Annotated in this window: 24 protein-coding genes; 12 read left to right on the forward strand and 12 right to left on the reverse strand. The window is 73.1% G+C overall.

Annotated elements, in window-relative coordinates; all coding sequences use genetic code 11:
* The 11 genes from AB0O21_RS34705 to AB0O21_RS34755 form a co-directional block, all read left to right on the forward strand.
* A partial coding sequence (locus AB0O21_RS34705; protein ID WP_365178060.1) for a biotin/lipoyl-containing protein occupies window positions 1-1,101 on the forward strand: 1,101 nt, incomplete at its 5' end.
* A complete protein-coding gene (locus AB0O21_RS34710; RefSeq protein ID WP_365178062.1) occupies window positions 1,098-1,904 on the forward strand; it encodes an alpha/beta fold hydrolase in 807 nt (268 codons plus the stop codon). The genes AB0O21_RS34705 and AB0O21_RS34710, both read left to right, overlap by 4 nt.
* Window positions 1,901-3,283 carry a carotenoid oxygenase family protein gene (locus tag AB0O21_RS34715; RefSeq protein WP_365178065.1) on the forward strand — a complete coding sequence of 461 codons (1,383 nt, stop codon included), beginning with the start codon at window positions 1,901-1,903 and terminating at the stop codon, window positions 3,281-3,283. The genes AB0O21_RS34710 and AB0O21_RS34715 overlap by 4 nt, the downstream gene beginning before the upstream one ends.
* Before the next feature lie 14 nt (window positions 3,284-3,297).
* On the forward strand, window positions 3,298-4,629 hold the full coding sequence (locus AB0O21_RS34720; RefSeq protein WP_365178068.1) for an aldehyde dehydrogenase family protein: 1,332 nt from the start codon (window positions 3,298-3,300) through the stop codon (window positions 4,627-4,629).
* A 59-nt stretch (window positions 4,630-4,688) separates the two neighbouring features.
* Window positions 4,689-5,828 carry a nucleotide disphospho-sugar-binding domain-containing protein gene (locus AB0O21_RS34725; protein WP_365178197.1) on the forward strand — a complete coding sequence of 380 codons (1,140 nt, stop codon included), beginning with the start codon at window positions 4,689-4,691 and terminating at the stop codon, window positions 5,826-5,828.
* A gap of 71 nt (window positions 5,829-5,899) precedes the next feature.
* On the forward strand, window positions 5,900-6,967 hold the full coding sequence (locus AB0O21_RS34730) for a glucose-1-phosphate thymidylyltransferase (protein WP_365178071.1): 1,068 nt from the start codon (window positions 5,900-5,902) through the stop codon (window positions 6,965-6,967).
* Window positions 6,964-7,950 carry a dTDP-glucose 4,6-dehydratase gene (gene rfbB, locus AB0O21_RS34735; protein WP_365178074.1) on the forward strand — a complete coding sequence of 329 codons (987 nt, stop codon included), beginning with the start codon at window positions 6,964-6,966 and terminating at the stop codon, window positions 7,948-7,950. Before AB0O21_RS34730 ends, rfbB begins: the two co-directional genes overlap by 4 nt.
* 103 nt (window positions 7,951-8,053) lie before the next feature.
* A complete protein-coding gene (locus AB0O21_RS34740; RefSeq protein ID WP_365178077.1) occupies window positions 8,054-8,818 on the forward strand; it encodes an NAD-dependent epimerase/dehydratase family protein in 765 nt (254 codons plus the stop codon).
* 39 nt (window positions 8,819-8,857) lie between these two features.
* The gene (locus AB0O21_RS34745) at window positions 8,858-10,306 is read left to right on the forward strand and encodes an NDP-hexose 2,3-dehydratase family protein (RefSeq protein WP_365178080.1); all 1,449 of its coding nucleotides are present in this window, start codon (window positions 8,858-8,860) and stop codon (window positions 10,304-10,306) included.
* On the forward strand, window positions 10,303-11,283 hold the full coding sequence (locus AB0O21_RS34750) for a Gfo/Idh/MocA family oxidoreductase (RefSeq protein ID WP_365178083.1): 981 nt from the start codon (window positions 10,303-10,305) through the stop codon (window positions 11,281-11,283). The genes AB0O21_RS34745 and AB0O21_RS34750 overlap by 4 nt, the downstream gene beginning before the upstream one ends.
* A 58-nt stretch (window positions 11,284-11,341) precedes the next feature.
* On the forward strand, window positions 11,342-11,974 hold the full coding sequence (locus AB0O21_RS34755; protein WP_365178086.1) for a DsbA family protein: 633 nt from the start codon (window positions 11,342-11,344) through the stop codon (window positions 11,972-11,974).
* 108 nt (window positions 11,975-12,082) lie between these two features.
* Here AB0O21_RS34755 and AB0O21_RS34760 read toward each other — a convergent pair whose 3' ends face one another.
* From AB0O21_RS34760 to AB0O21_RS34815, 12 genes are all read right to left on the reverse strand, one after another.
* Window positions 12,083-12,925, reverse strand: coding sequence for an alpha/beta fold hydrolase (locus tag AB0O21_RS34760; protein WP_365178089.1), 843 nt, complete (start codon window positions 12,923-12,925; stop codon window positions 12,083-12,085).
* Window positions 12,922-13,644 carry an indole-3-glycerol-phosphate synthase gene (locus AB0O21_RS34765; RefSeq protein WP_365178091.1) on the reverse strand — a complete coding sequence of 241 codons (723 nt, stop codon included), beginning with the start codon at window positions 13,642-13,644 and terminating at the stop codon, window positions 12,922-12,924. Before AB0O21_RS34765 ends, AB0O21_RS34760 begins: the two co-directional genes overlap by 4 nt.
* Window positions 13,641-14,387, reverse strand: a complete 747-nt coding sequence (locus AB0O21_RS34770) for an N-(5'-phosphoribosyl)anthranilate isomerase (protein WP_365178093.1) — start codon at window positions 14,385-14,387, stop codon at window positions 13,641-13,643. Before AB0O21_RS34770 ends, AB0O21_RS34765 begins: the two co-directional genes overlap by 4 nt.
* Window positions 14,384-15,529 (reverse strand): acyl-CoA dehydrogenase family protein, encoded by a 1,146-nt coding sequence (locus tag AB0O21_RS34775; RefSeq protein ID WP_365178095.1) that lies wholly within the window; start codon window positions 15,527-15,529, stop codon window positions 14,384-14,386. The genes AB0O21_RS34770 and AB0O21_RS34775 overlap by 4 nt, the downstream gene beginning before the upstream one ends.
* Before the next feature lie 67 nt (window positions 15,530-15,596).
* The gene (locus AB0O21_RS34780; protein WP_360869686.1) at window positions 15,597-15,971 is read right to left on the reverse strand and encodes an ectoine synthase; all 375 of its coding nucleotides are present in this window, start codon (window positions 15,969-15,971) and stop codon (window positions 15,597-15,599) included.
* Window positions 15,972-16,041: 70 nt separating this feature from the next.
* Window positions 16,042-16,914 (reverse strand): tryptophan synthase subunit alpha, encoded by an 873-nt coding sequence (trpA, locus tag AB0O21_RS34785; protein WP_365178098.1) that lies wholly within the window; start codon window positions 16,912-16,914, stop codon window positions 16,042-16,044.
* Window positions 16,907-17,965 (reverse strand): hypothetical protein, encoded by a 1,059-nt coding sequence (locus AB0O21_RS34790; RefSeq protein ID WP_365178101.1) that lies wholly within the window; start codon window positions 17,963-17,965, stop codon window positions 16,907-16,909. The genes trpA and AB0O21_RS34790 overlap by 8 nt, the downstream gene beginning before the upstream one ends.
* Before the next feature lie 46 nt (window positions 17,966-18,011).
* A complete protein-coding gene (locus AB0O21_RS34795) occupies window positions 18,012-18,269 on the reverse strand; it encodes a phosphopantetheine-binding protein (RefSeq protein WP_365178104.1) in 258 nt (85 codons plus the stop codon).
* Window positions 18,266-19,843, reverse strand: a complete 1,578-nt coding sequence (locus tag AB0O21_RS34800; protein WP_365178106.1) for an AMP-binding protein — start codon at window positions 19,841-19,843, stop codon at window positions 18,266-18,268. The genes AB0O21_RS34795 and AB0O21_RS34800 overlap by 4 nt, the downstream gene beginning before the upstream one ends.
* A complete protein-coding gene (locus AB0O21_RS34805; protein WP_365178109.1) occupies window positions 19,840-20,697 on the reverse strand; it encodes a MaoC family dehydratase in 858 nt (285 codons plus the stop codon). The genes AB0O21_RS34800 and AB0O21_RS34805 overlap by 4 nt, the downstream gene beginning before the upstream one ends.
* Window positions 20,694-21,947 (reverse strand): beta-ketoacyl-[acyl-carrier-protein] synthase family protein, encoded by a 1,254-nt coding sequence (locus tag AB0O21_RS34810; protein WP_365178112.1) that lies wholly within the window; start codon window positions 21,945-21,947, stop codon window positions 20,694-20,696. The genes AB0O21_RS34805 and AB0O21_RS34810 overlap by 4 nt, the downstream gene beginning before the upstream one ends.
* Before the next feature lie 53 nt (window positions 21,948-22,000).
* Window positions 22,001-23,212 carry an aminotransferase class I/II-fold pyridoxal phosphate-dependent enzyme gene (locus AB0O21_RS34815; RefSeq protein WP_365178115.1) on the reverse strand — a complete coding sequence of 404 codons (1,212 nt, stop codon included), beginning with the start codon at window positions 23,210-23,212 and terminating at the stop codon, window positions 22,001-22,003.
* A 197-nt stretch (window positions 23,213-23,409) separates the two neighbouring features.
* Here AB0O21_RS34815 and AB0O21_RS34820 point away from each other — a divergent pair, with 197 nt between their 5' ends.
* Window positions 23,410-24,309: a bacterial transcriptional activator domain-containing protein gene (locus AB0O21_RS34820; RefSeq protein ID WP_365178118.1), complete on the forward strand. Its 900-nt coding sequence runs from the start codon at window positions 23,410-23,412 to the stop codon at window positions 24,307-24,309.
* Window positions 24,310-24,439: the final 130 nt, after the last annotated feature.

The following is a 24,439-nucleotide window of genomic DNA, read 5'->3' on the forward strand; positions in this document are numbered from 1 at the left end:
GTCGTCGTCTCCACCCGCGACTGCTCACTCCAGCGCCGCCACCAGAAGCTCGTCGAAGAGGCCCCCGCGCCGTTCCTGAGCGAGGCCCAGAACGCCGAGCTGTACGCCGCCTCCAAGGCCATCCTGAAGGAAGCCGGCTACGTCGGCGCCGGCACCGTGGAGTTCCTCGTCTCCGCGGACGGCCTGATCTCCTTCCTGGAGGTCAACACCCGCCTCCAGGTCGAGCACCCGGTCACCGAAGAGGTCTCCGGCATCGACCTGGTCCGCGAGATGTTCCGCATCGCCGACGGCGAGGAACTCGGCTACGGCGACCCCGCCCTGCGCGGCCACTCGATCGAGTTCCGCATCAACGGCGAGGACCCCGGCCGCGGCTTCCTCCCCGCCCCCGGCACCGTCACCAAGTTCAACCCGCCCACCGGCCCCGGCGTCCGCCTCGACACCGGCGTCGAATCCGGCTCGGTCATCGGCCCCGCCTGGGACTCCCTCCTCGCCAAGCTCATCGTCACCGGCGCCACCCGCGAACAGGCCCTCCAGCGCGCCGCCCGCGCCCTGGCCGAGTTCGAGGTCGAGGGCATGGCCACCGCCATCCCCTTCCACCGCGCCGTCGTCACCGACCCCGCATTCACCTCAGATCCCTTCCAGGTCTACACCCGCTGGATCGAGACCGAGTTCGTCAACGAGATCCCGGCCTTCACGGCACCCGCCGCCGAGGAGGCAGAGGACGAGCCGGGCCGCGAGACCCTGATCGTCGAGGTCGGCGGCAAGCGCCTCGCAGTCTCCCTGCCGTCCTCGCCGGGCATGACCCTGGCCCGCACCGCCTCGGCGGGCGGGACCAAGCCCAAGCGCCGTGCCGCCCGGAAGTCCGGCCCGGCCGCATCCGGCGACACCCTCGCCTCCCCGATGCAGGGCACCATCGTCAAGGTCGCCGTCGAGGAGGGCCAGCAGGTCAACGAGGGCGACCTGGTCGTCGTACTCGAGGCCATGAAGATGGAGCAGCCGCTCAACGCGCACCGCTCCGGCACCATCGTCGGCCTGACGGCCGAGGTCGGCGCGTCCCTCACCTCCGGCGCCGCCATCTGCGACATCAAGGCCGAGTCGTGACCGGCGCCACCGTGTCCGAGAGCACGGAGGTCACCGGGTGGACGGAGGTCCCCGGCTGGACGGTGCGGCTGCGCCCCTCGGTCCGTCCTGCCCGCCGGCTGCTCGTCTTCCCGCATGCGGGGGCGGGGCCGGCCACGTACGCCCGGCTGCTCGACGGCCTGCCCGCCGACGTGGAGCTGCTCTGCGTCACCCTCCCCGGCCGCGAGCACCGCGCCGCCGAGCTGCCCGGTACGACCCTGGCCGAAGCCGTGGCGGGCATCACCGGCGAACTGCGGCGCCGGGAGCCGCTGCCCACCGTGTACTACGGGCACAGCATGGGGGCGCTGCTGGCCGCCGGAACGGCCCACGCCGACCCTTCGCTGTGCCGTGCGCTGGTGATCACTGCCGGCCTGCCGGGGCCCGACGCCCTGGAACTGCCCGTCGAGCTGGACACCCCCGAAGGGCTGGAGCTGATGTTCGCCCGGCACCGGGTGCCGCTGCGGGCCCTGGACGCCGAGCTTGCCCGTACCCCGGACGAGTACCTCCTCGCCCACGACCTGGTGCTGGCCCGGGAGGCCCTGCTCTCCGTCGCCGGGGTGCGTCTCGGCTGTCCGGTGACGGCGTTCGGGGGCCGCGACGACCAGCTCGCGCCGGCGTCGGCGATACCGGCCTGGGAGCGGTACACCACGGGGCCGTTCACCCACGCGACGTTGAAGGGCTCCCATTTCTTCCCGTTCCTGCCCAAGAGCGGGCCCGTCGTACTGGCCGCGATCACCCGGGCGCTGGAACCGGTCCTGAACACCCCCACAGGAGGCATTGGATGACCACCCCGGCCAAGGCGCCCTTCCAGGGCGCCCTCAGTCCGGTGACGGAAGAGGTCACCGCCTTCGACCTGCCCGTCACTGGTATCCTCCCGCCCGAACTCGTCGGCCGCTTCCTGCGCAACGGCCCCAACCCGCTGGTTCCCGGCGATCCGCGCAACCACCTCTTCCGGGGTGAGGGCATGGTCCACGGTGTGCGGCTGCGGGACGGGAAGGCCGAGTGGTACCGCAACCGCTGGGTGCGCTCCGCCGCCGTGTCGCGCGCCCTCGGTGAGCCCCGGCGGCGCGGCGCCGCCGCGGCGCGCGCCGACATCTCGCCCAACACGCACGTCATCGGGCACGCCGGACGGACCTTCGCCCTCATCGAGTCCGGGTTCCGTCCGTACGAGCTGAGCGAGGAGCTCGAGACCTTCGGCGCCTGCGATTTCCAGGGCTCCCTGCCGGCGGGCTTCACCGCCCATCCCAAGCTGGACCCGGAGACGGGCGAGCTGCACGCCGTCGCGCACGCCACCCGGTTCCCCTTCATCCAGCACCTCGTCGTCTCGCCGTCCGGACTCGTCACCCGTGTGGTGAACGTCCCGGCACCGCACCGTCCGGTGATGCACGACTTCGGCCTGACCCAGAGGTACGTCGTCCTGTACGACCTGCCGGTGGTGAACAGCCTGGCGGCGGCCGCGGCGGGCGAGCAGATGGTCTACGACTGGGACGCGTCCCGGCCGGCCCGGATCGGGCTGCTGCCGCGCAACGGCACCGAGGTGCGGTGGTTCGAGATCGAGCCGTGCTGGGTCTTCCACACGCTGAACGCCTTCGACGACGGCGACCGTGTCGTGGTCGACGTGATCCGCTACCCGAAGATGTTCGACGGGCTGCGGCTGGACGGCAACACCTTGCCGACGCTGGACCGGTGGGTGGTGGACACCGTATCCGGGAAGGTCACCGAGACGCGTCTGGACGACCGCCCGCAGGAGTTCCCGGGCGTCAGTCCGGCCCGGGTCTCGATGCCGCACCGCTACGGCTATGCCGCCGGCGTTCCCGACCTGCTCGACTACTTCGGCCCGGCCGGCGACGGGCCGGACGCGGACGTCACCGACCGGCTGACCGGCGATGCGCTGCTCAAGCACGACTTCACCGCCGGCACCACCGAGCGGCGGGCCTTCCGCTCCGGCCACTACACGGGGGAGCCCGTGTTCGTGCCGGCCGCTTCCGCCCGCGGCGAGGACGACGGCTGGCTGCTCACCTACGTCTACGACCCCGAGCGCGGCGCCTCCGACCTCGTGGTGCTCTCCGCCGAGGACTTCACCGGCCCGCCCGTGGCGACCGTGCACCTGCCCGCGAGGGTTCCGCTCGGCTTCCACGGCAGCTGGATATCCGACCCGACCTGACCGCAGGAGCTGCGTTGTCCGTTCTGACTGCCGCCCCCGACTCCGTCGTCACCCGCCTGCGGACCGCCTTCACGTCGGGCCGTACCCGGCCGGCCGCGTGGCGCGTCCAGCAGCTCACCGCGCTGCGCGCCCTGTTGGACGGCCACCGTGCGGAGCTCGCCGACGCGCTCCACCAGGACCTGGGCAAGAGCCGGACCGATGCGTTCGCCGTCGAGGTCGACTTCGTCATCCGGGAGATCGACGGCCTGCTCGGCCATCTCGAGGCCTGGATGGAGCCGCAATCAGTGGCGGTGAGCGGCTGCCCGGCCGGCTCGACGGCCGCGGTGCACAACGTGCCGCTGGGCGTGGTCCTCGTCGTCGCGCCGTGGAACTATCCGGTGCAGCTCGCGCTGCTGCCGCTGGCCGGGGCGCTGGCCGCCGGCAATGCGGCCGTGGTCAAGCCGAGCGAGCTCGCCCCGGCGTCGTCCGCGCTGCTGGCCCGGCTGCTGCCGCTCCACCTGGACGCGGAGGCCGTGGCCGTCGTGGAGGGCGGGCCCGGGACGGCGCAGGAGCTGCTCGCGCAGCGCTTCGACCACATCTTCTACACCGGGAGCACGGCCGTGGGCCGGGTGGTGATGCGCGCCGCCGCGGAGCACCTGACCCCCGTCACCCTGGAACTCGGCGGCAAGTCGCCGGTCTTCGTCGACCGGGACGCGCCGTTGGCACACACCGCCAAGCGGCTGGTGCGCGCCAAGTTCACCAACGCCGGCCAGGCGTGCGTCGCCCCCGACTACGTCCTCACCGATCCGGCGACGGCCCGTGCTCTGGAGCCGGAGCTGGTGCGGGCCCTGCACCGGCTGTACGGGCCGGACCCGTCGACCGCGCCGGGGTACGGGCGGATCGTCAGTACCCGCCATTTCGACCGCCTGGCGGGGCTGCTGGACGCGGGGCGGACGGTGACCGGCGGCACCGGCGACCGTGACTCCCGGTACCTGGCCCCGACGGTGCTGGCCGAGGTGCCGGCCGACGCCCCGGTGATGCGGGAAGAGGTGTTCGGTCCGGTGCTGCCCATCACGGAGGTGTCCGGCCTGGACGAGGCCATCGGGTTCATCAACGCCCGGGAACGTCCGCTCGCCGTCTACGCCTTCACCGGCAACGACGAGACCCGCCGGCGGCTGGCCGCCGGGACCACGTCCGGTGCGGTGGTGTTCGGGATGCCCGCGGTGCAGGTGATGGCGCCGGAGCTGCCGTTCGGCGGGGTCGGCGCGAGCGGTACGGGCGCCTACCGGGGGCTGCACTCGCTGGCCGCGTTCAGCCACCGCAAGCCGGTGCTCGACGTGCCGTTCCGCTCCGGCCCACGGCGCTGAGCGGCTCCGATCGGCGCTCCCGGCGCCATCCACTTCTTGAGGAGACAGACCACGTGAAGATGCTGTTCGTGGCGGCGGGAAGCCCCGCGACCGTGTTCGCCCTGACCCCGCTGGCCACTGCCGCGCGCAACGCCGGCCACCAGGTGGTCATGGCCGCCAACGCCGACATGACGCCCGTCGTCACGTCCATGGGCCTGCCCGCCACCGAGACGACCGACCTGCCCATCAAGCACTTCATCACCACCGGCCGCGACGGGAAGCCGGTGCAGATTCCGTCGGACCCGGGCGGGGAGGCGGAATTCACCGGCAGCTGGTTCGCCCGGATGGCTCTGGCCGGGCTGCCGCGCCTGCTGGAACTGGCCGGGCACTGGCGTCCGGACGTGGTGGTCGGCGGCACCCTCAGCTATGTCGCGCCGCTGCTGGCGGCCCACCTGGGCGTCCCCCACGTCCGCCAGACCTGGGACGCGATCGACGCGGACGACATCCACCGCGGCGCGGGGGCCGAACTCGCCCCCGACCTCGCCGCGCTGGGCCTGGACCGGCTGCCCGACCCCGACCTGCTCATCGACATCTGCCCGCCGAGCCTGCGTCCCGCGGACGCCGCTCCGGCCCTGCCGATGCGCCACATCACGGCCGTCCGGCAGGACGGCCGGCTCGAGCCGTGGATGTACTCCCGCGGTGAGCGCCCCCGGATCTGCGTCACCTCCGGAAGCCGCGTCGCCAAGGACAGCTACGACGACAACTTCGCCTTCCTGCGCACCCTTGCGGGCGATCTGGCCGCCTGGGACGCCGAGCTCGTCGTCGCCGCGCCCGAGGGGGTGGCCGAGGCGCTGCGCCCCGAGCTGCCCGGGGCGCGCGTCGGCTGGATGCCCCTGGACGTGGTCGGCCCGACCTGCGACCTGATGGTGCACCACGCCGGCGGGGTGACCACCCTGTCCGGCCTGGCCGCCGGTGTGCCGCAGCTGCTGATCCCCAAGGGCGCGGTGCTGTGCACGCCCGCCCGCCGTGTCGCCGACCAGGGGGCGGCCATCGCGCTGCTGCCCGGCGAGGACACCCGGGAAGCGGTCGCCGCCGCCTGCCGTGACCTGCTCGAACAGCCGGGGTACCGCAAGCGGGCCGGTGACCTGGCCGCGGAGATCGCCCAGATGCCGTCGCCGGCGGCGCTGGTGCCCGTACTCGAACAGCTCGCACGCAGTTGACCCCCGCTGCCCTCCCCGCGCCCCGGCGCGCGGTGGAGTGCACCCCCTCGCGAACCGAAAGGACCCCTCCCATGAAGGCACTGGTTCTGTCAGGCGGGTCGGGCACGCGCCTGCGCCCGTTCAGCTACTCGATGCCCAAGCAGCTCATCCCGGTGGCCAACACCCCGGTCCTCGTCCACGTCCTGCGCAACATCCGGGAACTGGGCATCACGGAGATCGGCGTGGTCGTCGGTGACCGCGCCCCCGAGATCGAGGCGGTCGTCGGCGACGGCTCCCGCTTCGGCGCGAGCGTGACGTACCTGCGCCAGGACGCTCCGCGCGGCCTGGCCCACACGGTTGCCGTGGCCCGCGACTTCCTGGGCGACGACGACTTCGTGATGTACCTGGGCGACATCATGCTGCCCGACGGCATCGTCGCCGCGGCGGACGAGTTCGCGGCACGCCGGCCCGCCGCCCAGGTGGTGGTCCACAAGGTCGCCGACCCGCGGGCGTTCGGTGTGGTGGAGCTCGGTACGGACGGTGAGGTGCAGCGGCTGGTGGAGAAGCCCGAGGACCCCCGGAGCGACCTCGCCCTGTGCGGGGTGTACTTCTTCACGTCCGCCGTGCACGAGGCGGTGGCCGCGATCCCGCCGAGCCCGCGCGGCGAGCTGGAGATCACGGATGCGGTGCAGTGGCTGGTGACGGCCGGCGCGGACGTCCGTGCCCACCTGTACGACGGGTACTGGAAGGACACCGGCAGGGTCGAGGACGTCCTCGAGTGCAACCGGCATCTGCTCGGCCGGCTGGACCGCCTGGTGTCCGGACACGTCGACGCGGAGAGCGAGCTGATCGGGGAGGTCGTGGTGGAGCCGGGGGCGCGGATCGTCCGCTCCCGGATCACCGGACCGGTGATCGTGGGTGCCGGCTCGATCGTCCAGGACAGCCAGCTGGGTCCGTACACCTCGGTGGGCCGTGACTGCGTGGTGACGGGCAGCCGCCTGGCGGACTCCATCGCCCTCGACGGGGCTTCGGTCACCGGCATCGCCGGCCTGCGCCACTCCCTGATCGGACGGTCCGCTTCGGTGGGCGCCGTCACCGAGGAAGGCGACCACGTCCGGCTCGTCGTGGGCGACCACACGCGCGTGGAGGTGGCCGCATGAGGATCCTGGTCACCGGCGCCGCCGGCTTCATCGGTTCCCACTTCGTCCGCCGCCTGCTGGACAACCACTACCCGCAGTGGACGGACGCCCAGGTCACCGCCCTGGACAAACTCACGTACGCCGGGAACCGCGACAACCTTCCGGCCGCCCACCCCCGGCTGCGGTTCGTCCAGGGAGACGTGTGCGACCGGGCGCTGCTGGACGAGCTGCTGCCCGGCCACGACGCGGTGGTCCACTTCGCCGCCGAGTCGCACGTGGACCGTTCCCTGGACGGCGCGAGCGAGTTCTTCCGCACCAACGTGCTGGGCACGCAGACCCTCTTCGACGCGGCGGTGGCCGCCGGGACGGCCCGGGTCGTCCACGTCTCCACCGACGAGGTGTACGGCTCGCTCGACGAGGGCTCGTGGACCGAGGACCTGCCGCTGCTGCCCAACTCCCCGTACGCCGCCTCCAAGGCCGCCTCCGATCTGGTGGCCCGGGCGTACTGGCGCAGCCACGGCCTGAACGTGTCCGTCACGCGGTGTTCCAACAACTACGGGCCGTACCAGCACCCCGAGAAGCTGATACCGCTGTTCGTCACCAACCTTCTGGAGGGCGAGCAGGTCCCGCTGTACGGCGACGGCCGCAACGTCCGCGAGTGGCTCCACGTCGACGACCACTGCCGGGCCATCGCCCTCGTCCTGGACGGCGGCCGGGCCGGCGAGGTCTACAACATCGGCGGCGGCAACGAGCGCACCAACCTCGCCATCACCCAGCAGCTGCTGGAGCTGCTCGGTGCCGGACCGGAGGCGGTCCGGCGGGTGGCCGACCGCAAGGCGCACGACCTGCGCTACTCCATCGACGACTCGAAGATCCGGGAGGAGCTGGGGTACGCCCCGGCGATCGGCTTCGAGCAGGGCCTCGCCGACACCGTCGCCTGGTACCGCGACCGCCCGGACTGGTGGAAGCCGGTGAAGCACGGCTCGGACGGCGTCGCCGGCTGATCACCGCTGATCACCGCGCGCCGGACGGCTGCCCGGAGCCCTCGGGCTCCGGGCGGCCTCACCTGCGTACGTGCCCCCTCACTACCGGAACAGGACCACGCGCATGCACATCGTGGGAAACGGCTTCCTCGCACGGAACCTGCAGCCGCTCGCCGACCGCCACCCCGACACGGTCGCCCTCGCCGCCGGCGTCTCCTGGGCCAGCGGCACCAGCGAGGCGGACTTCGCCCGCGAACGGGCGCTGCTCGCCGACACGGCCCGCCACTGCGCCGCCACCGGCAGGCGGCTGCTCTTCTTCTCCACCTCCTCCGTCGGCCTGTACGGCCGCCTCGACGGGCCGGCCCGCGAGGACGTCCCCGTCACGCCGTCCACCCCGTACGGCGCCCACAAGGTCGCCCAGGAGGAACTGCTGCGCGCCAGCGGGGCCGACCACCTGATCCTGCGCCTGAGCCACCTCGTCGGCCCCGGCCAGCCCGACCACCAGCTGCTGCCCACCCTCGTGCGCAACCTGCGCGAGGGCGCCGTACGCGTCCACCGGGGCGCCACCCGGGACCTCATCGCCGTCGCCGACGTGGTCCGCGTCATCGACCGGCTGCTCGCCCTCCCGCTGCGCTCCGGCACGGTCAACGTCGCGTCCGGCACCGCGGCGCCCGTCGAGGACATCGCCGCGTACCTGCGGCTCCGGCTGGGCGTCGAGGCGCGCACCGAGCACGTGGACGCGGGCCCCGTCCACCCGCACACCGTCTCCATCGACAAGCTGCGGAGCCTCGTAGTGGAGACCGGTGCCCTGGGACTGGACCCCGACTACCACCACCGGCTCCTCGACGACTACCTCGCCGCCACGGAGCCGTGGCCCTCCCCCGCCTGACCTGGCCCCCGCCGCCCCGGAACCGAGGAGAGAACTGGGATGCTGTCCCTCACCCCGAGCCCCACCGCCCCCACCGCCCCCACCGCGTCGCCCACCGCGCTCCAGCCGCGCCAGAGCACGGCGCTCGGCACCCGCCTCGCCATTTCCGCCGCGACCCCCGACGGCGTGCACCTGCGCACCGCGGACTTCGCCGACTGGCTGGCCGACCGCGGCCGCGCCCAGGTCTTCCAGGTCGACCGCATCCCCTTCGACGCCCTGGACGGCTGGTCCTTCGAACCCGGCAGTGGCAACCTGCGCCACCGCACCGGCCGGTTCTTCACCGTCGCGGGGCTGCACGTCCGGCAGGAGGGCGAGCCCCTCGGCGACGGCCCCGCCGCCGAGTGGTACCAGCCCACCATCAGGCAGCCCGAAGTCGGCATCCTCGGCATCCTCGCCAAGGAGTTCGACGGCGTGCTGCACTTCCTGATGCAGGCCAAGATGGAGCCGGGCAACCCCAACCTGCTCCAGCTGTCCCCCACCGTGCAGGCCACCCGCAGCAACTACACGGGCGCCCACCGCGGCGCCGCCGTCCGGTACGTGGAGTACTTCAGCGGGCCCGGACGCGGGCGGGTGCTCGCCGACAGCCTCCAGTCCGAGCACGGCTCGTGGTTCTACCGGAAGGCGAACCGCAACATGGTGGTGGAGGCGCAGGGCGACGTCCCGCTGCACGAGGACTTCTGCTGGCTGACGCTGGGCCAGATCAATGCGCTGCTGTACCGGGACAACACCGTCAACATGGACTCCCGCACCGTGCTGGCCTGCCTGCCCGCGACCCCCGGTCCGTTCACCGGCCAGGCGGTGCTCGGCGACACCGAGCTGCTGTCCTGGATCACCGGCGAGCGCTCCCGCCACCACGTGCGTGCCGAGACCGTCCCGCTGGCCGGGCTGCCCGGCTGGACCCGCGGCAAGGACGCGATCAGCCACGACGAGGGCCGCTACTTCGATGTCGTCGCCGTCGCCGTGCGGGCCGGCAGCCGCGAGGTGTCCGGCTGGACGCAGCCCCTCTTCGCGCCCGTCGACCGCGGGGTCACCGCGTTCCTGATGCGAGAGTTCGGCGGCGTCCCGCACGTACTGGTGCACGCCCGGGTCGAGGGCGGCTTCCTCGACACGGTCGAGCTCGGGCCCACCGTCCAGTACACGCCCGGCAACCACGCCCACCTGCCCCCGGAGCGGCGGCCCCACTTCCTCGACACCGTGCTCGCGGCCCGCCCGGACACCATCCGGTACGAGGCCGTGCACGCGGAGGAGGGCGGACGCTTCTTCCACGCCGAGAGCCGCTACCTCCTCGTCTCCGGTGACGAGGGCAACGCCCCCGCCGACCCGCCGCCCGGCTACGCCTGGGTCACCCCGGCGCAGCTGTCCTCGCTGGCGCAGCACGGCCACTACCTCAACGTCCAGGCCCGCACGCTGCTCGCCTGCCTCAACGCCCTGCCAGGGGGCGCGCGATGACCGACGCCGTGCGGATCGGCGTACTGGGCTGCGCGGACATCTCCGTACGCCGGATGCTGCCCGCCTTCGCCGCGGACCCCGGCACGGTGGTCACGGCCGTCGCCAGCCGGGACGCGGACAAGGCCCGCCGGACGGCCGAGCGCTTCGGCGCCCGGCCCGTGCACGGCTACGCCGAACTCCTCGCCCGGGACGACGTCGACGCCGTGTACCTCCCGCTCCCGGTCGCGCTGCACCCTGCCTGGACCGAGGCCGCTCTCGACGCGGGCAAGCACGTCCTGGTGGAGAAGCCCCTCGGACAGGACGCGGCCACGGCCGCCGGGCTGTGCGAACGGGCGCGGAAGGCCGGCCTGGCCCTGGTGGAGAACGTGATGTTCGTCCACCACCCGCAGCACGCGGCGGTACGGCGGCTGGTCGCCGAGGGTGCGGTCGGTGAAGTCCGCTCCCTGCAGGCCGCGTTCACCATCCCCGCCCCCGCGGACGGCGACATCCGCTACGCCCCGGAACTGGGCGGCGGCGCCCTCGCCGACATCGGCCTGTATCCGGTCCGCGCCGCCCTGCACCTCCTCGGCGGCGAGCTCGAGGTGGTCGGCTCCCACCTCTGGGCCGGACCGGGCCGGCGCGTGGAGACCTCCGGCGCCGCGCTGCTGCGCACCCCGCACGGCGCCACCGCCCACGTGGAGTTCGGGATGGCGCACGCCTACCGGTCGGAGTACCGGATCTGGGGCAGCGAGGGCGGCATCCGCGTCGACCGGGCCTTCACCCCGCCCGCCGGCCACACACCCGACGTCGTCCTGCACCGGGGCGGTCGCACCGAGCGGATCCCCCTGGAGCCCTTCGACCAGGTCGCCGCGGCGGTCCGGGCCTTCGCCGCAGCCGTGCGGGAAGGTGCCGCGCCCGACGGGGCGATGGTCGCGCAGGCGGGGCTGCTGGACGCGGTCCGCCGCGCCGCCGGGGCCCCGCATGATGAGGGTCCGTAGACCGCCCGCCCCGTACACCACAAGAGACACACCGAACGGCACACGAGGAGACCAAGAAATGCAGCAGCAGACCGCAGTGCGGGCCGAGTTCGTCGTGGACGTGATCTGCGCCCACTCCTACATCGGCTGGACCCGGCTCGCCCGGGCCGCTGCCCGCCTGCGCAACGAGGGCGTCGAGGTCCAGCTGGACGTCCTGCCCTTCGAGCTGGCGCCCGGAGCCCCGACCACCGGCCAGCCCCTGCTCACGGTGCTGCGCCACGTCTTCGGCGAGCACGCGGTGACCGACGCCCTGGCCACGGCCGAGCGGGCCACCGCCGACGGCCTGCGCCTGGACTACGAGAACGCCGTGGCCACCGGGACGTTCGAGGCCCACCGGCTGATCCTGCTGGCCGGCCGTCAGGGCCGCGCCGAGCAGATGACGGAACGCCTCTTCCGCGCCCACTTCACGGACGGCCTGCACATCGGCGACCCGCAGGTGCTGGCCCGACTCGCCGCCGAGGCGGGCGTGCGCACCGACGAGGAGGCGGACGCCGACAGCGCCGACGAGCTGAAGGAGCGCCTGGCCCACGTCCGCGGCAAGGGCGTGACGGGAGTACCCGTGTTCGTCGTCGACGGGGTGCCGCCGATGAGCGGTGCGCAGTCCGAGGACACGGTGTACCGCGCCCTGCGGGCCGGCGCCGGCCCCCGGTAGGCCTCCCCGGGGCCGGCGACCACCCCCCGTCGTCGGCCCCGGGCCCTGCGCGGGCGCAGCCCGCCGGCCGCGCTCTGCCCGCGGAACATACAGACCGGCTGGTCCGTTCTAGGCCCCCGCCGCCAGGCAGTCCTCCAGGAAGGTCAGCACCCGCAGGTGGTAGGCGGGGGCCGCGTGGCCGAGGCTGATGTTGTGGCCCGCCGCCGGGAGGTGTTCCAGGGTGACGCGCGGGGACGCGGTGAGGCGGGCGGTCATCGCCGTCAGGGTGGCGGGGGCCAGGTCCCACCAGGCCTCGTGTTCCGCGAAGGTGAGCCGGACCGGGATGCGTACGCGGTCCGCGAGGTCCTCGTACTGGCCCGGCCAGCGCAGGGTTTCCGCCGACTCCCGGGGCGGGGTCGGGGAGAGCAGGGCGCGGCTGGCCTGGAAGGTGCCGCGCGGGTAGAGGGGCAGGGGGCCCCAGTTGAGCTTGGTGGCGCCGCCGCCGAGGGTGGACGGGAAGTGCAGGGCTTCGGGGTTGTAGCGGTAGCCGACGCCCGAGGCGTCCAGGCCGAGGAGGGGCACGCCGCCGGACGCGGCGGCCGTGTGCAGGGCGACCTTGCCGCCGTCCGAGTGGCCGAGGAGGAAGACGCCGGCGCCGATGTCGTACCCGGCGGCGTGCTCCTTGAGGGCCGCGTGGAGGGTTTCCGCCTGCTCGGCGAGGCGCTGGCCCTCGGGGAGCAGGTTCGCCGAGTCCCCGTAGCCCGGCCGGTCGACGGCCAGGACCGCGTGGCCCAGGCTGGTGGCGAGGGGGATGAAGGAGTTCCAGTAGGCCGCCCGCATGCCCCGGCCGTGGATGGCCAGGATCGTGGAGCGGGGCGGTGCTCCGCCCTCCGGCAGGGCGAGGATCGCCGACAGCGGGATGCCCGCCGCGTTCAGGGTGTAGGGGCGCGCGCCGGTCAGGAGAGTGGTCATCGGACCGCCAGCTCCTTCCGCGCCCCGGCCATCGCGTCCACCCAGGCCGTCGGGGATCCGGTGCGCAGCAGCGAGGTGCCGACCAGCAGGCCGCCGAAGCCGGCGTCGAGGAGTCCGGCGGCGGTCGCCGGGCCGTCGATGCCGCTGGCGCTCACCGGGCAGGCGGTGCCGATCGCGCGGAGCGCCGGGAGCAGGTCCAGGGAGCGGCCGAGGTCGCCGGCGCCGCGCTCGCGCGTCTTGATGTCCTTGTTGTTGACCGCGATCACGCACTCCTCGGGGTGGTGGACCGCTTCGAGTTCGGATTCCTCGGTGACCTCCACGAACGGGGTGAGGCCGGTCAGCAGGCATTCCGTGACCAGCGTGCGCATGCTGGAGGCGGGCAGCAGGGCCGCCGTCAGCAGCACCGCGGACGCGCCGAGTTCCTTCGCCGTACGGATCTGGTCCTTCCTCGTGATGAAGTCCTTCTGGAGGAGCGGGAGGTCGGTCAGCGCCGCGACGTCCCGCAGCAGTGCGGGCGAACCGCCGAACCAGCGACCCGTCACCACGGAGATGCAGGGTGCGCCCGCGAGTTCGTACGCCCCCACGATCGCGGCCGGGGTCCGGCCGCCGACCAGGTCGTAGCCGTGGGCGTCGCGCCGTTTCACCTCCATCACCACGGGGGTCGGGGAGGCCTGGAGGGCCTCGAGAAAAGGGAAGCCGGTCCGGTTCTGCTTCGTCATCGCGAAAGCTCCAGTCGGGGGTGGGCGGGGTGGGCGGGAGTGTGCGTGCCGGTGCGCCAGGCGCGGGCCAGGGCGGATATCTCCACGACGCCGAAGCGGCCGGTCGTCAGGTCGCGCGCCGCCGTGTCCACGTCGATGCCGCGGAACCCGGGGTGGTGCACGACCTCCTCGTAGCCGGGCCGGTTGTCCGGGGACAGGCCGCCTGCCAGCAGGAAGGGCCTGGTCAGGCGGGGCAGCAGGGCGGTGAGGCGGGCCGGGTCGAGGGTGCGTCCGGTGCTGCCGATGCGGCCGTCCCCGGTGGCCGTGTCGAGGAGGAAGAGGTCGGTGCCGGCCCGTTCGTACGCGCCGATCAGCGGGCGTTCCACGCAGCCGCCGCCCTCGTCGACGTGCAGCACCTTGACGATGCCGGTCTCGGCGGGGAGCGCCTCGCGCAGCGCCCGTACGACGGCGGGCGGCTGGTAGGCATGGAGCTGGACCCAGCGGACCCCGGTGGCCCGGACGATCCCGGCCAGCTCGGCGGGGTCGGCCAGGAAGGTCACCAGGACCGGGAGGAGGCCGGCCGTACGGGCCGCCGCCGCGAGGGCGGCGAGCCCGTCCGGGTCCAGTTCCGACGGGCCGCCGGGTACGCCGTGCCACAGGCCGACGCAGTCCGCCCCGGCGGCCGCCGCCGCCTCGATGTCCTGCGGGACCGTGGCCCCGCAGACCTTCAGCAGCGTCTGGGACAGGTGGCGGGTGGTGCTCACTTGCCCAGTCCCAGCGTGGAGGCGATGCGGTTGTACTGGATCTCGTTCGAGCCGGAGTAGATCGTGCCGCCGACGGCGTTGCGCACTTCCTGCTCGAGTCCGAACTCCGACATGTAGCCGTGGCCGCCGAAGATCTGCACGGCGGAGAGGCTGCTGGCCAGGTTGGCCTCGCTGGTGACGAGCTTGGCGATGGCGAGGTCCTGGGTGACGTTCTCGCCGGTCTGCAGCTTCTCGCCCGTGTCGTAGAGCCACTTGCGGGCGGTCTCCAGCTGGATCTTCATGTCGACGATCTTGTTGGCGATCGTCTGGTACGAACCGATCGCCTTTCCGAACGACTTACGCGTCTTCGCGTATTCGACACACCGCTCCAGCCGGTGCTGCATCTCGCCCACGTTGACGATGAAGGAGAAGAGGATCTCCCGCTTCATCACGTGGTCCATCACCATGAACCCGCCGCCGACGCGGCCGAGCACCGCGCTCCTGGGCACCCGTACGTCGTCGAAGAACAGCTCGCTGATCGGCGAGGTGCGCAGGCCCATCTTCTTCATGGGCTTGCCGGCGGTGATCCCGGGGGTCTTGCGGTCCACCAGGAACGCCGTCGTTCCGAGCGGCCCGCCGTCCGGGTGGGTCCGGGCGTAGACCACGATCACGTCGGCGACCGGTCCGTTGCTGACGAAGCACTTGCTGCCGTTGATGACGAAGTCGTCCCCGTCACGGACGGCCCTGGTGGCCATCGCCATGGCGTCGGAGCCGCCCTCGGCCTCGGTGATGGCGTGGGCGCCGATCGCCTCGCCCGAGCAGATCAGGGGCAGGTAGCGCTCCTTCTGCCCGACGGTGCCGAACTGCTGGAGCGGGATTCCGGTGGAGCAGATCGAGGTGGTGACCGAGAAGCTGAGGCCCGAGTCGCGGTTGTACTCGCCGAGGCCTTCCAGCACGTACATGGTGGTGAGGATCGACTGCCCGAGGCCTCCGTGGTCCTCTTCGAAGGGCAGCGAGAGGATCCCGGTCTTCTGGACGAGCTTCCACTTGTCCTCCGAGAAGGCGGACTGCTCGTCGAGTTCGATGTGGTCTGCGCTGAGTGCGTCTCCCCACCGCTCCAGGCCTTCACGCAGATCGGCCTGGTCGGCGTTCCAACGGATCACGACGGACCCCTTTGTTTCGGTGGCGGTGCTTCGGATGAGTGGCGCTCCGGATGTGCGCCTACGGGCCTCAGTAGGCGGAGGAGGTGTGGGCGTCGAGGCTGTGGACCTCGTCGCCGCGCAGGGCCGGCGAGAAGACGCAGACCAGGCGCAGGTCCTCGTGCGGGCTGGCGACGAGGTAGTGGGCGTCGTGCTGGTCGAGGGCGTACATCCGGCCGGGGACGATCTCGTGCGAGGTGCCGTCGAGCTCGATGACCTCGCCGGAGCCCTCGATGCAGTAGCAGGCCTCGAGGTGGTTGACGTACTCCAGGCGGGACTTGGTGCCGGCCAGCACGGTGGTGTCGGTGAGCGAGTAGCCCAGGCCGTCCTCGGCAAGGAGGAAGCGGCGGCTGAGGCCGTTGCCCCACTCGACGGTCTTCACGGACTCGATGTCGCGAACGATCATGACGGTCTCCCGGTGTGAGGGTGGTGCGCGGACGTTCCGGATGAGGGGTGGAGCCTTCTTTTTCTGCTGGTCAGGCGGGGCGGTGTGCTTCTTCGGGCAGGACCGAGCGGACGAACTCGCGGAAGGCCCCGGTCACATCGCGACCGGCCTCCTGCGCCCGCTCCACGGCCGCCACCGCGGCGGAGCCGATGATCGCGGCGTCGGCGCCGGCGGCCCCGACCGCCTCGACGTCCTGCCGTGTGCTGACCCCGAAGCCGACGGCGATCGGGGAGTCCGTGTGCGCCCGGAGCCCGGTGACCGTCCGCGCCAGCGCGGCGTGGCCTTCGGCGGGTGCGGTCCCGCTGCGTCCGTAGTGGGCGACGAGGTAGAGGTAGGCCGAGGCGTGTGCGGCGGCCAGGGCCCGGGTCTCGGGCTCGCTCTTGGCGTAGCAGGTGGTGACGACGGGGAGTCCCGCCGCCGCGGCGGACTCCAGGTGTTCGGCGCGCAGCCGCGGCGGCAGCGCGTGCACGAGCAGTCCGTCCGCTCCCGATGCGGCGATCTCGCGGGTGGTGGCGGCCAGGTCCCGGTGCTTGAGGGAGTGGCTCCAGTCGGCGAGCAGGGCGATCCGCAGGTGCGACAGGTGCGGCCGTACGTCCGCGATGAACGCGAGTACGTCGTCCAGTCCGGCCCCGCCGCGGTCCAGGGCCCGGCGCGCGGAGCGCCGGACGACCGGGCCGTCGGTGACCGAGTCGGGGAACGGGACGGCCAGTTCCAGGCAGTCCACGCCCTCCTCGTCGAGCATCGGGACCAGGTCCCGCAGGACCGGCAGGGGCGGGTCGCCCGCGTTGAGGAACAACGCCAGTCCGGGTGCTCCGCCGGCTGCCCGGCGGCCGGGGAAGAAGGGGGCCGGTGCGTGCGCCGCGGTCGAGGCCGCGAGGGTCCCCGCCGTCGTGTGGCTAGGCACCGGCCACCGCCAGGGTGCGCGGGGCCGGGGTGGTGGGCTTGGCGGCCGCCGCGATGCGCTGCGCCAGCTCGTGGGCGGCGCCGGAGCGGACCGCCTCCTCGGCGAGCGAGACCGCGGAGGGCCAGTCCCGGCGGGTGCCGGAGGCCACCACGAGGGCGGCCGCGCCGAGGCAGACCGTACGGGTGGCCACCCGGCCCGCCGTGCCGGAGAGCACGGAGAGGAAGTGGTCGACGGCCCCGGCCGGGTCGGCGGCCGGTCGCAGGTCGCCGAAGGAGCCGTCGCCGGGGGTGAGTTCGCCCGGCCTGATGATCCGGGTCAGGGAGCGGTCCCCGTGGACGGTGTTGGTGGCGAAGGGGAGCAGTTCGTCCGCGCCGGTGTCGTTCGTGACCAGCCAGATCCGTCGGCTGGTGGTGGTCGCGGCGAGCTCCCGCAGGGTGTCGAGCGGTGCGGCCGCCGACACCCCGGTGACCTGGGCGGCCACCGGCAGGTCGGCGAGGAAGGGGCCCAGGGCGTTCAGGAACCGGCCGAAGGGCTTCATGCTCAGCGGGGCCACGGTCCGTGCCAGCCGGGTCAGCTGCGCCGGGTAGACGAACGGCCCGGCGAAGGCGATCCCGTAGGTGGCGAGGGTGTCCTCGGTCTGGGCGTACGAGGAGGTGAGGCGGACCCCGAGCCGTTCCAGCAGGTCGACGGAGCCGAGCGAGCTGGTGTAGGCCCGGGAGCCGGTTTTGACGACCTTGACCCCGGCGGCCGCGGCGACGAACGCCGAGGCGGTGGAGATGTTGAACGTCTTGGGCCCGCCGCCGGTGCCGACGACGTTCACGGTGCCCTCCCAGGGGGTGGTCACCGGGCCCGCCGGCCGGCGCTCGGCGAGCGAGTCCAGCAGGTGGCGCAGGGTCTGGTGGTCGGGGAGCCGGCTGCTCAGAGAGGCCAGCAGGGCGAGGACCTCGGCCTTGTCGAGGCTGCCCGCGCCCAGCTGGTCCCACCAGGACCGCCAGGTCTCGCGGCCGACGGGAGCTTGCTGCTCCAGCAGGCCGGTGAGTGCGTCGTGCACGGTCGTCTCCGTCTCGTCTCCGTCGGGTGGGCCTTGGGTGGTTGGCCTAGGCGGCGGCCGTGCTGCGGGCCTGGGTGATGAAGGTGTCGATGGACTCGACGCTGCGGAAGTTGTTGGGGTCCAGGTCCTCGTCGCCGATGGCGAGCTCGAAGCGGTCCTCGACCCAGGCGATCAGCTTGAGGACGCCCAGGCTGTCGATGACCCCGTCGTTGAGCAGGTCGTGGTCGACCGCGAGTTCGGCGGCCGGGGTGCCCGGGAGGAACTCGGTGATGACGAAGTTCTTGATGGTGTCGACGTTGCTCATGACGGGATTCCTTCGGCGAGAGGTGTGGCGACGGGTGTGGTGGTGGAGCCGGTGCTGAGGGTCAGCCGGTCGAGCCGGTCGAGCGCCTTGCGGTCGACCTTTCCGGTGGCCGTCTTCGGCAGCGGCGCGTCGGTGACGGTGAGCTGGTGGGGCACGGCGGCCCTGGGCAGGTGCCGGGCGCAGTGGGTGCGCAGTTGCAGGCCGGTCAGGGTGGATCCGGGGGCGCGCTGGACGCCGGCGACGAGCCGCTTGCCGGCGATCGGGTCGGGCAGGGCGGCGACTCCCGCTTCCAGGACCTCGGGGTGTTCTTGCAGGACCCGTTCGATCTCGGCGGTGTTGACGGCGACTCCGCGCACCTTGACCTGGAAGTCGGTGCGTCCGGTCAGGTGCAGGGTGCCGGCGCCGTCGCGGCGTACGAGGTCGCCGGTGCGGAACCAGCGGCGGTCGTCGAGGCCGAGCGGGTGGTCGGTGAACTTGTCGGCGTGCCGGGTCCGGTCGAGGTAGCCGCGGGTCTGGAAGGGCGTGGAGACGAACAGCTCTCCGCTGCCGGGGCCTTCGACGGGGGTGAGGGTGTCGGGGTCGAGGACGAGGGCCCGTACGCCGGGCAGCGGCCGCCCGATGGGGACGGGCGGGAACGACACGGCGGACGTGTCGACCTCGTGGATGAAGCTGTCGTTGGTCTCCGTGCAGCCGTAGATGTTGTGGATGCGGGCCTTGGGGAAGAGGGCGGGCAGGGCCGCGAAGGTCCGGTCGGGGATGGCGTCCCCGGTGAACATCACGTGCTCCACGCCCGGGAAGATGTCGCCGGTCTTGGCGGCGGCGTCCTGGAGGAGCCCGAAGGCCATCGGTACGGCCTGCACCACGTGCACTTCGTGGCGCTTCACCAGATCGCTCAGGTGCCGGCCGTGGGCGGCCAGTGCCGGGTCGACGAGGACCACGCGTCCGCCGCGGGCGAGGGTGGTCCAGACGTCGAGGAGGCAGAGGTCGAAGTTGAGGGGGGCGTAGTTGAGGACGGTCCGGTCGGGGCCGATCTCGAAGGCGTTCCCGGCCCACCGCGTGAACCGGTCCACCGCGTCCAGTGTGATCGGGACGATCTTCGGGAGGCTGGTGGAGCCGGAGGTGGTGAGCATGAAGGCCGTGTCGGCGGCCTCGCCGGCCGGCAGCGGCTGGGCGGCGACGTCCGGGTTGGGTGCAACTCGGGCGGTCTCGCCGCCGGGGGCGAGGACGTGGGCGCAGCCGGCCTGGGCGAAGAGATCGGCGAGCAGGGTGTCGGCGAGGGCGGGGGACGGGAGCAGCAGCGGCCGGCGGGCCAGCAGGCATCCGAGTACGAGGGCCACGGCGGCCGGGGACTTGTCGGCGAGGACGCCGACCGGGACGCCGGGGGCGAGCTCCAGCCGGGCGAGCCGGTCCCGTTCCTGCCCCGCCAGCTCGTACAGCTCGCGGTAGGTGGTCTCGGCCCCGTTGAAGAGGAGCGCGGTGGCGTGGGGGCGGTCGCGGACCTGGGTCAGGAATCCGCCGAGGAGCCCGAGTTCGACGACGGGGGTGGCGGGGATCCCGGGTGCGGTGGTGGTCACGGCGCCTCACCCGCCTCCGCCGCGGCCGGCCGGTCGAACGCGATCCAGCCGCTCTTGACGGCCGCGCCCTTCGGGGTCTTGCAGGTGAAGCGGACGACGCGGGCCTCGGCGTCGGGCTGCAAGGTGATCTCCAGCGGGATGCCGGGCGGCACGGGGGCCGAGAAGCGGCAGCCGAGGCCGCGCACCTTGGCGGAGTCGCCGCCCGCGAAGCGGTCCACGGCCTCCTCCACCGCGAGGGCGACGACGCTCATGCCGTGCGCGATGACGGTGTCGAAGCCGGCCCCGCGGGCCGCCTCCTCGTCGAGGTGGATGGGGTTCAGGTCGCCGGAGGCGTGGGCGTACGTACTGATCCAGTCGGTGGTCAGCTCGTGCACCGCGGTCTGCGGCTCGCCGGCCCCGAGCGGGTTGGGTGCGGCGGGGCCGCCCGCGATGTCGCCGAAGGGCTCCAGCAGGGTGGCGCCCACCAGCAGGGCGGAGATGACCAGTTCCGCGAAGGGTTCCGGGCCGTCCTCGCCGTGGAGCCGGACCCGCAGGGCGATCCGGGCGCCGCGCGGCTCCTTGCGTATGCCGAGCACGTCGAGCCGTACGGTCACCTCCTCGCCGGGCCGGACCGGGCGGACGGTGCGGATGTCCTGGCCGAGGTGGACCACCGACACCGGGCCCGGCTCTGCCTCGGTCAGTGCGGCGACGGTCTGCTCGGCCACCGTGTGGGCGAGGACGAAGGTGTGCACGGGCGAGGCCTGGCCGGGGCGGGCGGTGGTCAGCCCGCGCCGGGCGGCGCCGCGGTAGTCGGTGATCTGGGGCTCGGTGACGGTGAGCGTGCGGACCGGGGAGGGCAGCGACAGGAGCGTCATACCGGCGTCACCACCACGGAGGAGTTGTGGCCGCCGAACCCGAAGGAGTTCGTGATCGCGGGTCCCGGGGGCACGGCGCGGGGTGCGCCGTGGACGACGTCGATGTCCATTCCTGGCTCCAGCTGTTCGTGGTTGGCGGTGGGCGGCACCTCGCAGTGCCGCATGGCCTGCACGGTGGCGATGAGTTCGACGGCGCCGGCGGCGCCGATGAGGTGGCCGATGACCGACTTGGGAGCGGTGACGGGCGGCTGGGCGGTGCCGAACACCTTCCGCAGGGCGGCCGCCTCGGACCGGTCGTTGTGCGGGGTCGAGGTGCCGTGCGCGTTGACGTGCACGATGTCGGAGGGGTCGAGGCCGGCGTCGGCGATGGCTCCGGCCATGGCGTCCGCGGCTCCGGCGCCGTCGGGCAGCGGCATCGCGAGGTGGTGGGCGTCGGCGGTGGCGGCGTATCCGGCGACCAGCCCGTACGTCTTCGCGCCGCGGGCGGTCGCGTCCTCGAGCCGTTCCAGTACGACGAACCCGGCGCCCTCTCCCATCACGAAGCCGTCGCGGTCCTTGTCGAAGGGGCGCGAGGCGCGCTCCGGGTCGTCGTTGCGGAAGGAGACCGCGTTGAGGTTGCCGAAGCCGGCCAGGGTGACCGGGGTGAGGGTGTGCTCGGCGCCGCCGGCGATGACGAGGTCGGCGCGGCCGGTCTGCAGGAGCATCAGGGCGTGGCCGATGGCGTCGGCGCCGCTGGCGCAGGTGTTGGCGACGGTGAGGGCGGGTCCGGTCCAGCCGAGCCGGATGGCGATGTGCGCGGCGGCCGCGTTGGGCATCGTCATCAGCGGCATCAGCGGGTTGACCTTGGCCGGGCCGCCTTCGGTGAAGTGGGCGGACTCCAGGTCGCTGGTGGCGCGGCCGCCGACGGCGTTGCCGACGACGATGGCGGTGCGGCCGGCTTCGGCGGTGGGCGATCCCGCGTCGCGGTGGGCGGCGAGGGCCGCGGCCGTTCCGTAGTGGGCGAAGGGGTCCATCCGGCGGGCTTCCTTGGCGGGGACGAGCCCGGCGAGCCCGTCGAGGCCGCGGACCCGGCAGCCGATCCGGACCCGGTGCCGGCTGAGGTCGAAGTGGGTGAGCTCGGCGGCGGTGGACCGGCCGGCCCGCAGCGTCTGCCACAGCTCGTCCGGGGTGCACCCGCCGGGGGTGACCACGCCCATGCCGGTGATGGCTACGGGCGGCCGCGCCGAACTGCCCCTGGACGGTCCAGGCATGTCTGCTCCTTCAGGACGTACTTCAGGCGTGTGAGCGGTCGTCGTGAGGGCGGTCAGATGATCCGGCACTCGCGCGCGGACTTGATGAAGGCGTCGGCGGCGAAGTCGAGGTCGGCCTCGGTGTGGGCGGCGGTGATCGCGATGCGCAGCCGGGCCAGGTCGTTGGGGACGGCCGGGGTGACCACGGGGAGGCCGATGACGCCGTTCTTGCGGGCGACGGTCGCCAGGTCGTAGGCGGCGTGGTCGGAGCCGGCGATGACGGGGACGACGGCGGTCTCGCTGTCGACGGTGCTGATGCCGGCCTCGTTGAGGGTGTCGCGGAAGCGCTGGGACTGCTTCTGGATGAACTCCACCCGCCACGGCTCGCGCTGCAGGATCCGCAGGGACTCCAGGGCGGCGCCGGTCTGGGCTCCGCCGAGGGCCGCGGAGAAGAGGAAGGGGCGGGCCGCGTAGCGCAGGTGGTGGATGAACTCGGCGGAGCCGGCGACCCAGCCGCCCATGGAGGGGATGGCCTTGGAGAGGGTGCCGAGCTTGACGTCGACCTTCACCTCGTGGTTGAAGTGCTCCTCGATGCCCTTGCCGGTGGCGCCGATGACGCCGAGCGCGTGGGCCTCGTCGACCATCAGCAGCGCGTTGTGGGCGTCGCAGACCTTGCGCAGGTCGACCAGGGGGGCGATGTCGCCGTCCATGGAGTAGACGCTGTCGACGATGACGAGGCGGACGCCGGTGTCGGGGGCGGCGGCGAGGCGGCGCTCCAGGTGGGCGACGTCGTTGTGGCGGAAGCGGGTGACGGTGGCGCCGGAGAGCTTGCAGCCGTCGACGATGCTCGCGTGGTCGTACTTGTCGATGAAGACGGTGTCGCCGGGGCCGACGATCGCGCCGACGGTGCCGGTGTTCGCGGCGTAGCCGGAGCCGAAGACGAGGGCCTTCTCGCGGCCGGCCACCTTGGCGACCTCGGCTTCCAGCTCCTCGTGCAGGGGGGTGGTGCCGGCCAGGGCCCGCACGCCGTGGTTGCCGGTGCCGTAGAGGTCGACGGCGGCCTTGGCGGCGGCGACGACGCGCTCGTCGCCGGCGAGGCCGAGGTAGGAGTAGCCCGACATCATCAGCAGCCGGCGGCCGTCCTGGTCGGCGTAGGCGGAGTCCCGCTCGGCCGTGTAGGCGACGAAGCTGTTCTTCCGGTTGGGCTCGTATTCCAGCGATGCGACGCGGTCACGGAAATACGCCAGCTTCGGCTCCAAGCGCTTCCAGGCAGCGGATGAGTTCACGTTGCTTCTCCTCGTCGTGATCGTCCGGCGGACCCGGAACTCCATCGGCGCTCCGCCCTTTTTCCGGCGGGGCTCTAGTGGAATTCCATTAAGGCTCGTGGGGCGCAAGAGCGACGCAAGAGCAGGACGCCGCTATTCTCTGAATCGCACGACCTTGGGGGACTCGGCCGGATGACGACCGTTTCGGAGAGTGCATAGTGCTGATCAGACTCGTAGGCCTTGTCACGATCGAGCCGGACGGAGCACCGCCACAACACCTGTCGAGCGCCCAGGCCCAAGTGGCGTTCGCACGGCTGCTCATGGAGCGGGCCGGGGGCACGGACCGTGACCAACTGGCCGAAACCATCTGGCCCGAGGGGCTGCCCGACACCTGGGCTTCCGCACTGCGCAGCCTGGTGAGCCGGGTGCGCACCTTCGTCACGACGCCCCAGGACCAGCCCGGGGTCACCCCGCTCGTCGCGCAGGGCGGCCGGTACGTCCTGCGGCTGCCGCAGGACGCGGCCGTCGACGTGGAGTGCGCGGAGGTCGCCGTGACGGAGGCCGCCGAGGCGTACGCGACGGGCGCCTACCCAGTCGCGCAGCAGCTCGCGGCCGGCGCGGTGTCGAACCTGCGCGGCTCGTTCCTGCCCTCGCACGAGGGCGAATGGGTCGACGCGATGCGCGTGCAGCTCGAGGAACTCCGCCTGAAGGCGCTGGAGATCGCGAGCCTGTCCTCCTCCGCCCTGGGCGACGAGCACCACTCCCTGCGCTATGCGGAGGAGGCCGTGCGCCGGGCCCCGTTCCGGGAGAGCGCCTACCGCTGCCGGATGGCGGCCCACGCCCGGGCCGGCAACCGCGCCGAAGCGCTGCGCAGCTACCAGCAGTTGCGGGAGGTGCTGGCGGAGGAGCTCGGCATAGACCCCGCGCCGGAGACGGAGGCGGCGTACCTGGAGCTGCTGCGCACCCCGGAGCCCCGGCCGGCCCCGCGCTCCTGCACCTGCCTGGACCCGGTGCTGATGGGGGTCTTCGAGGTGGACCACCGCGCGCCGGGCCCGCGCCGCTCCCCGGCCGGCGACGGGTGCGCCGCGCACGGGGCGGTGTCCTTCCCCGCCGCCTGACCCTCGCCCGTGAAGAAGGCCGCCGCCGCGGGAACTCCGCGGCGGCGGCCTTCTTCGTACGCCCCTCGACAAGGCACGGCGAGCGGCCCCGGCCTCCCCGGGGGGAGGGAGGCCGGGGCCGAGAGGGGGA

Source organism: Streptomyces sp. NPDC091371, from assembly GCF_040684275.1.
Taxonomy (GTDB): Bacteria; Actinomycetota; Actinomycetes; order Streptomycetales; family Streptomycetaceae; genus Streptomyces.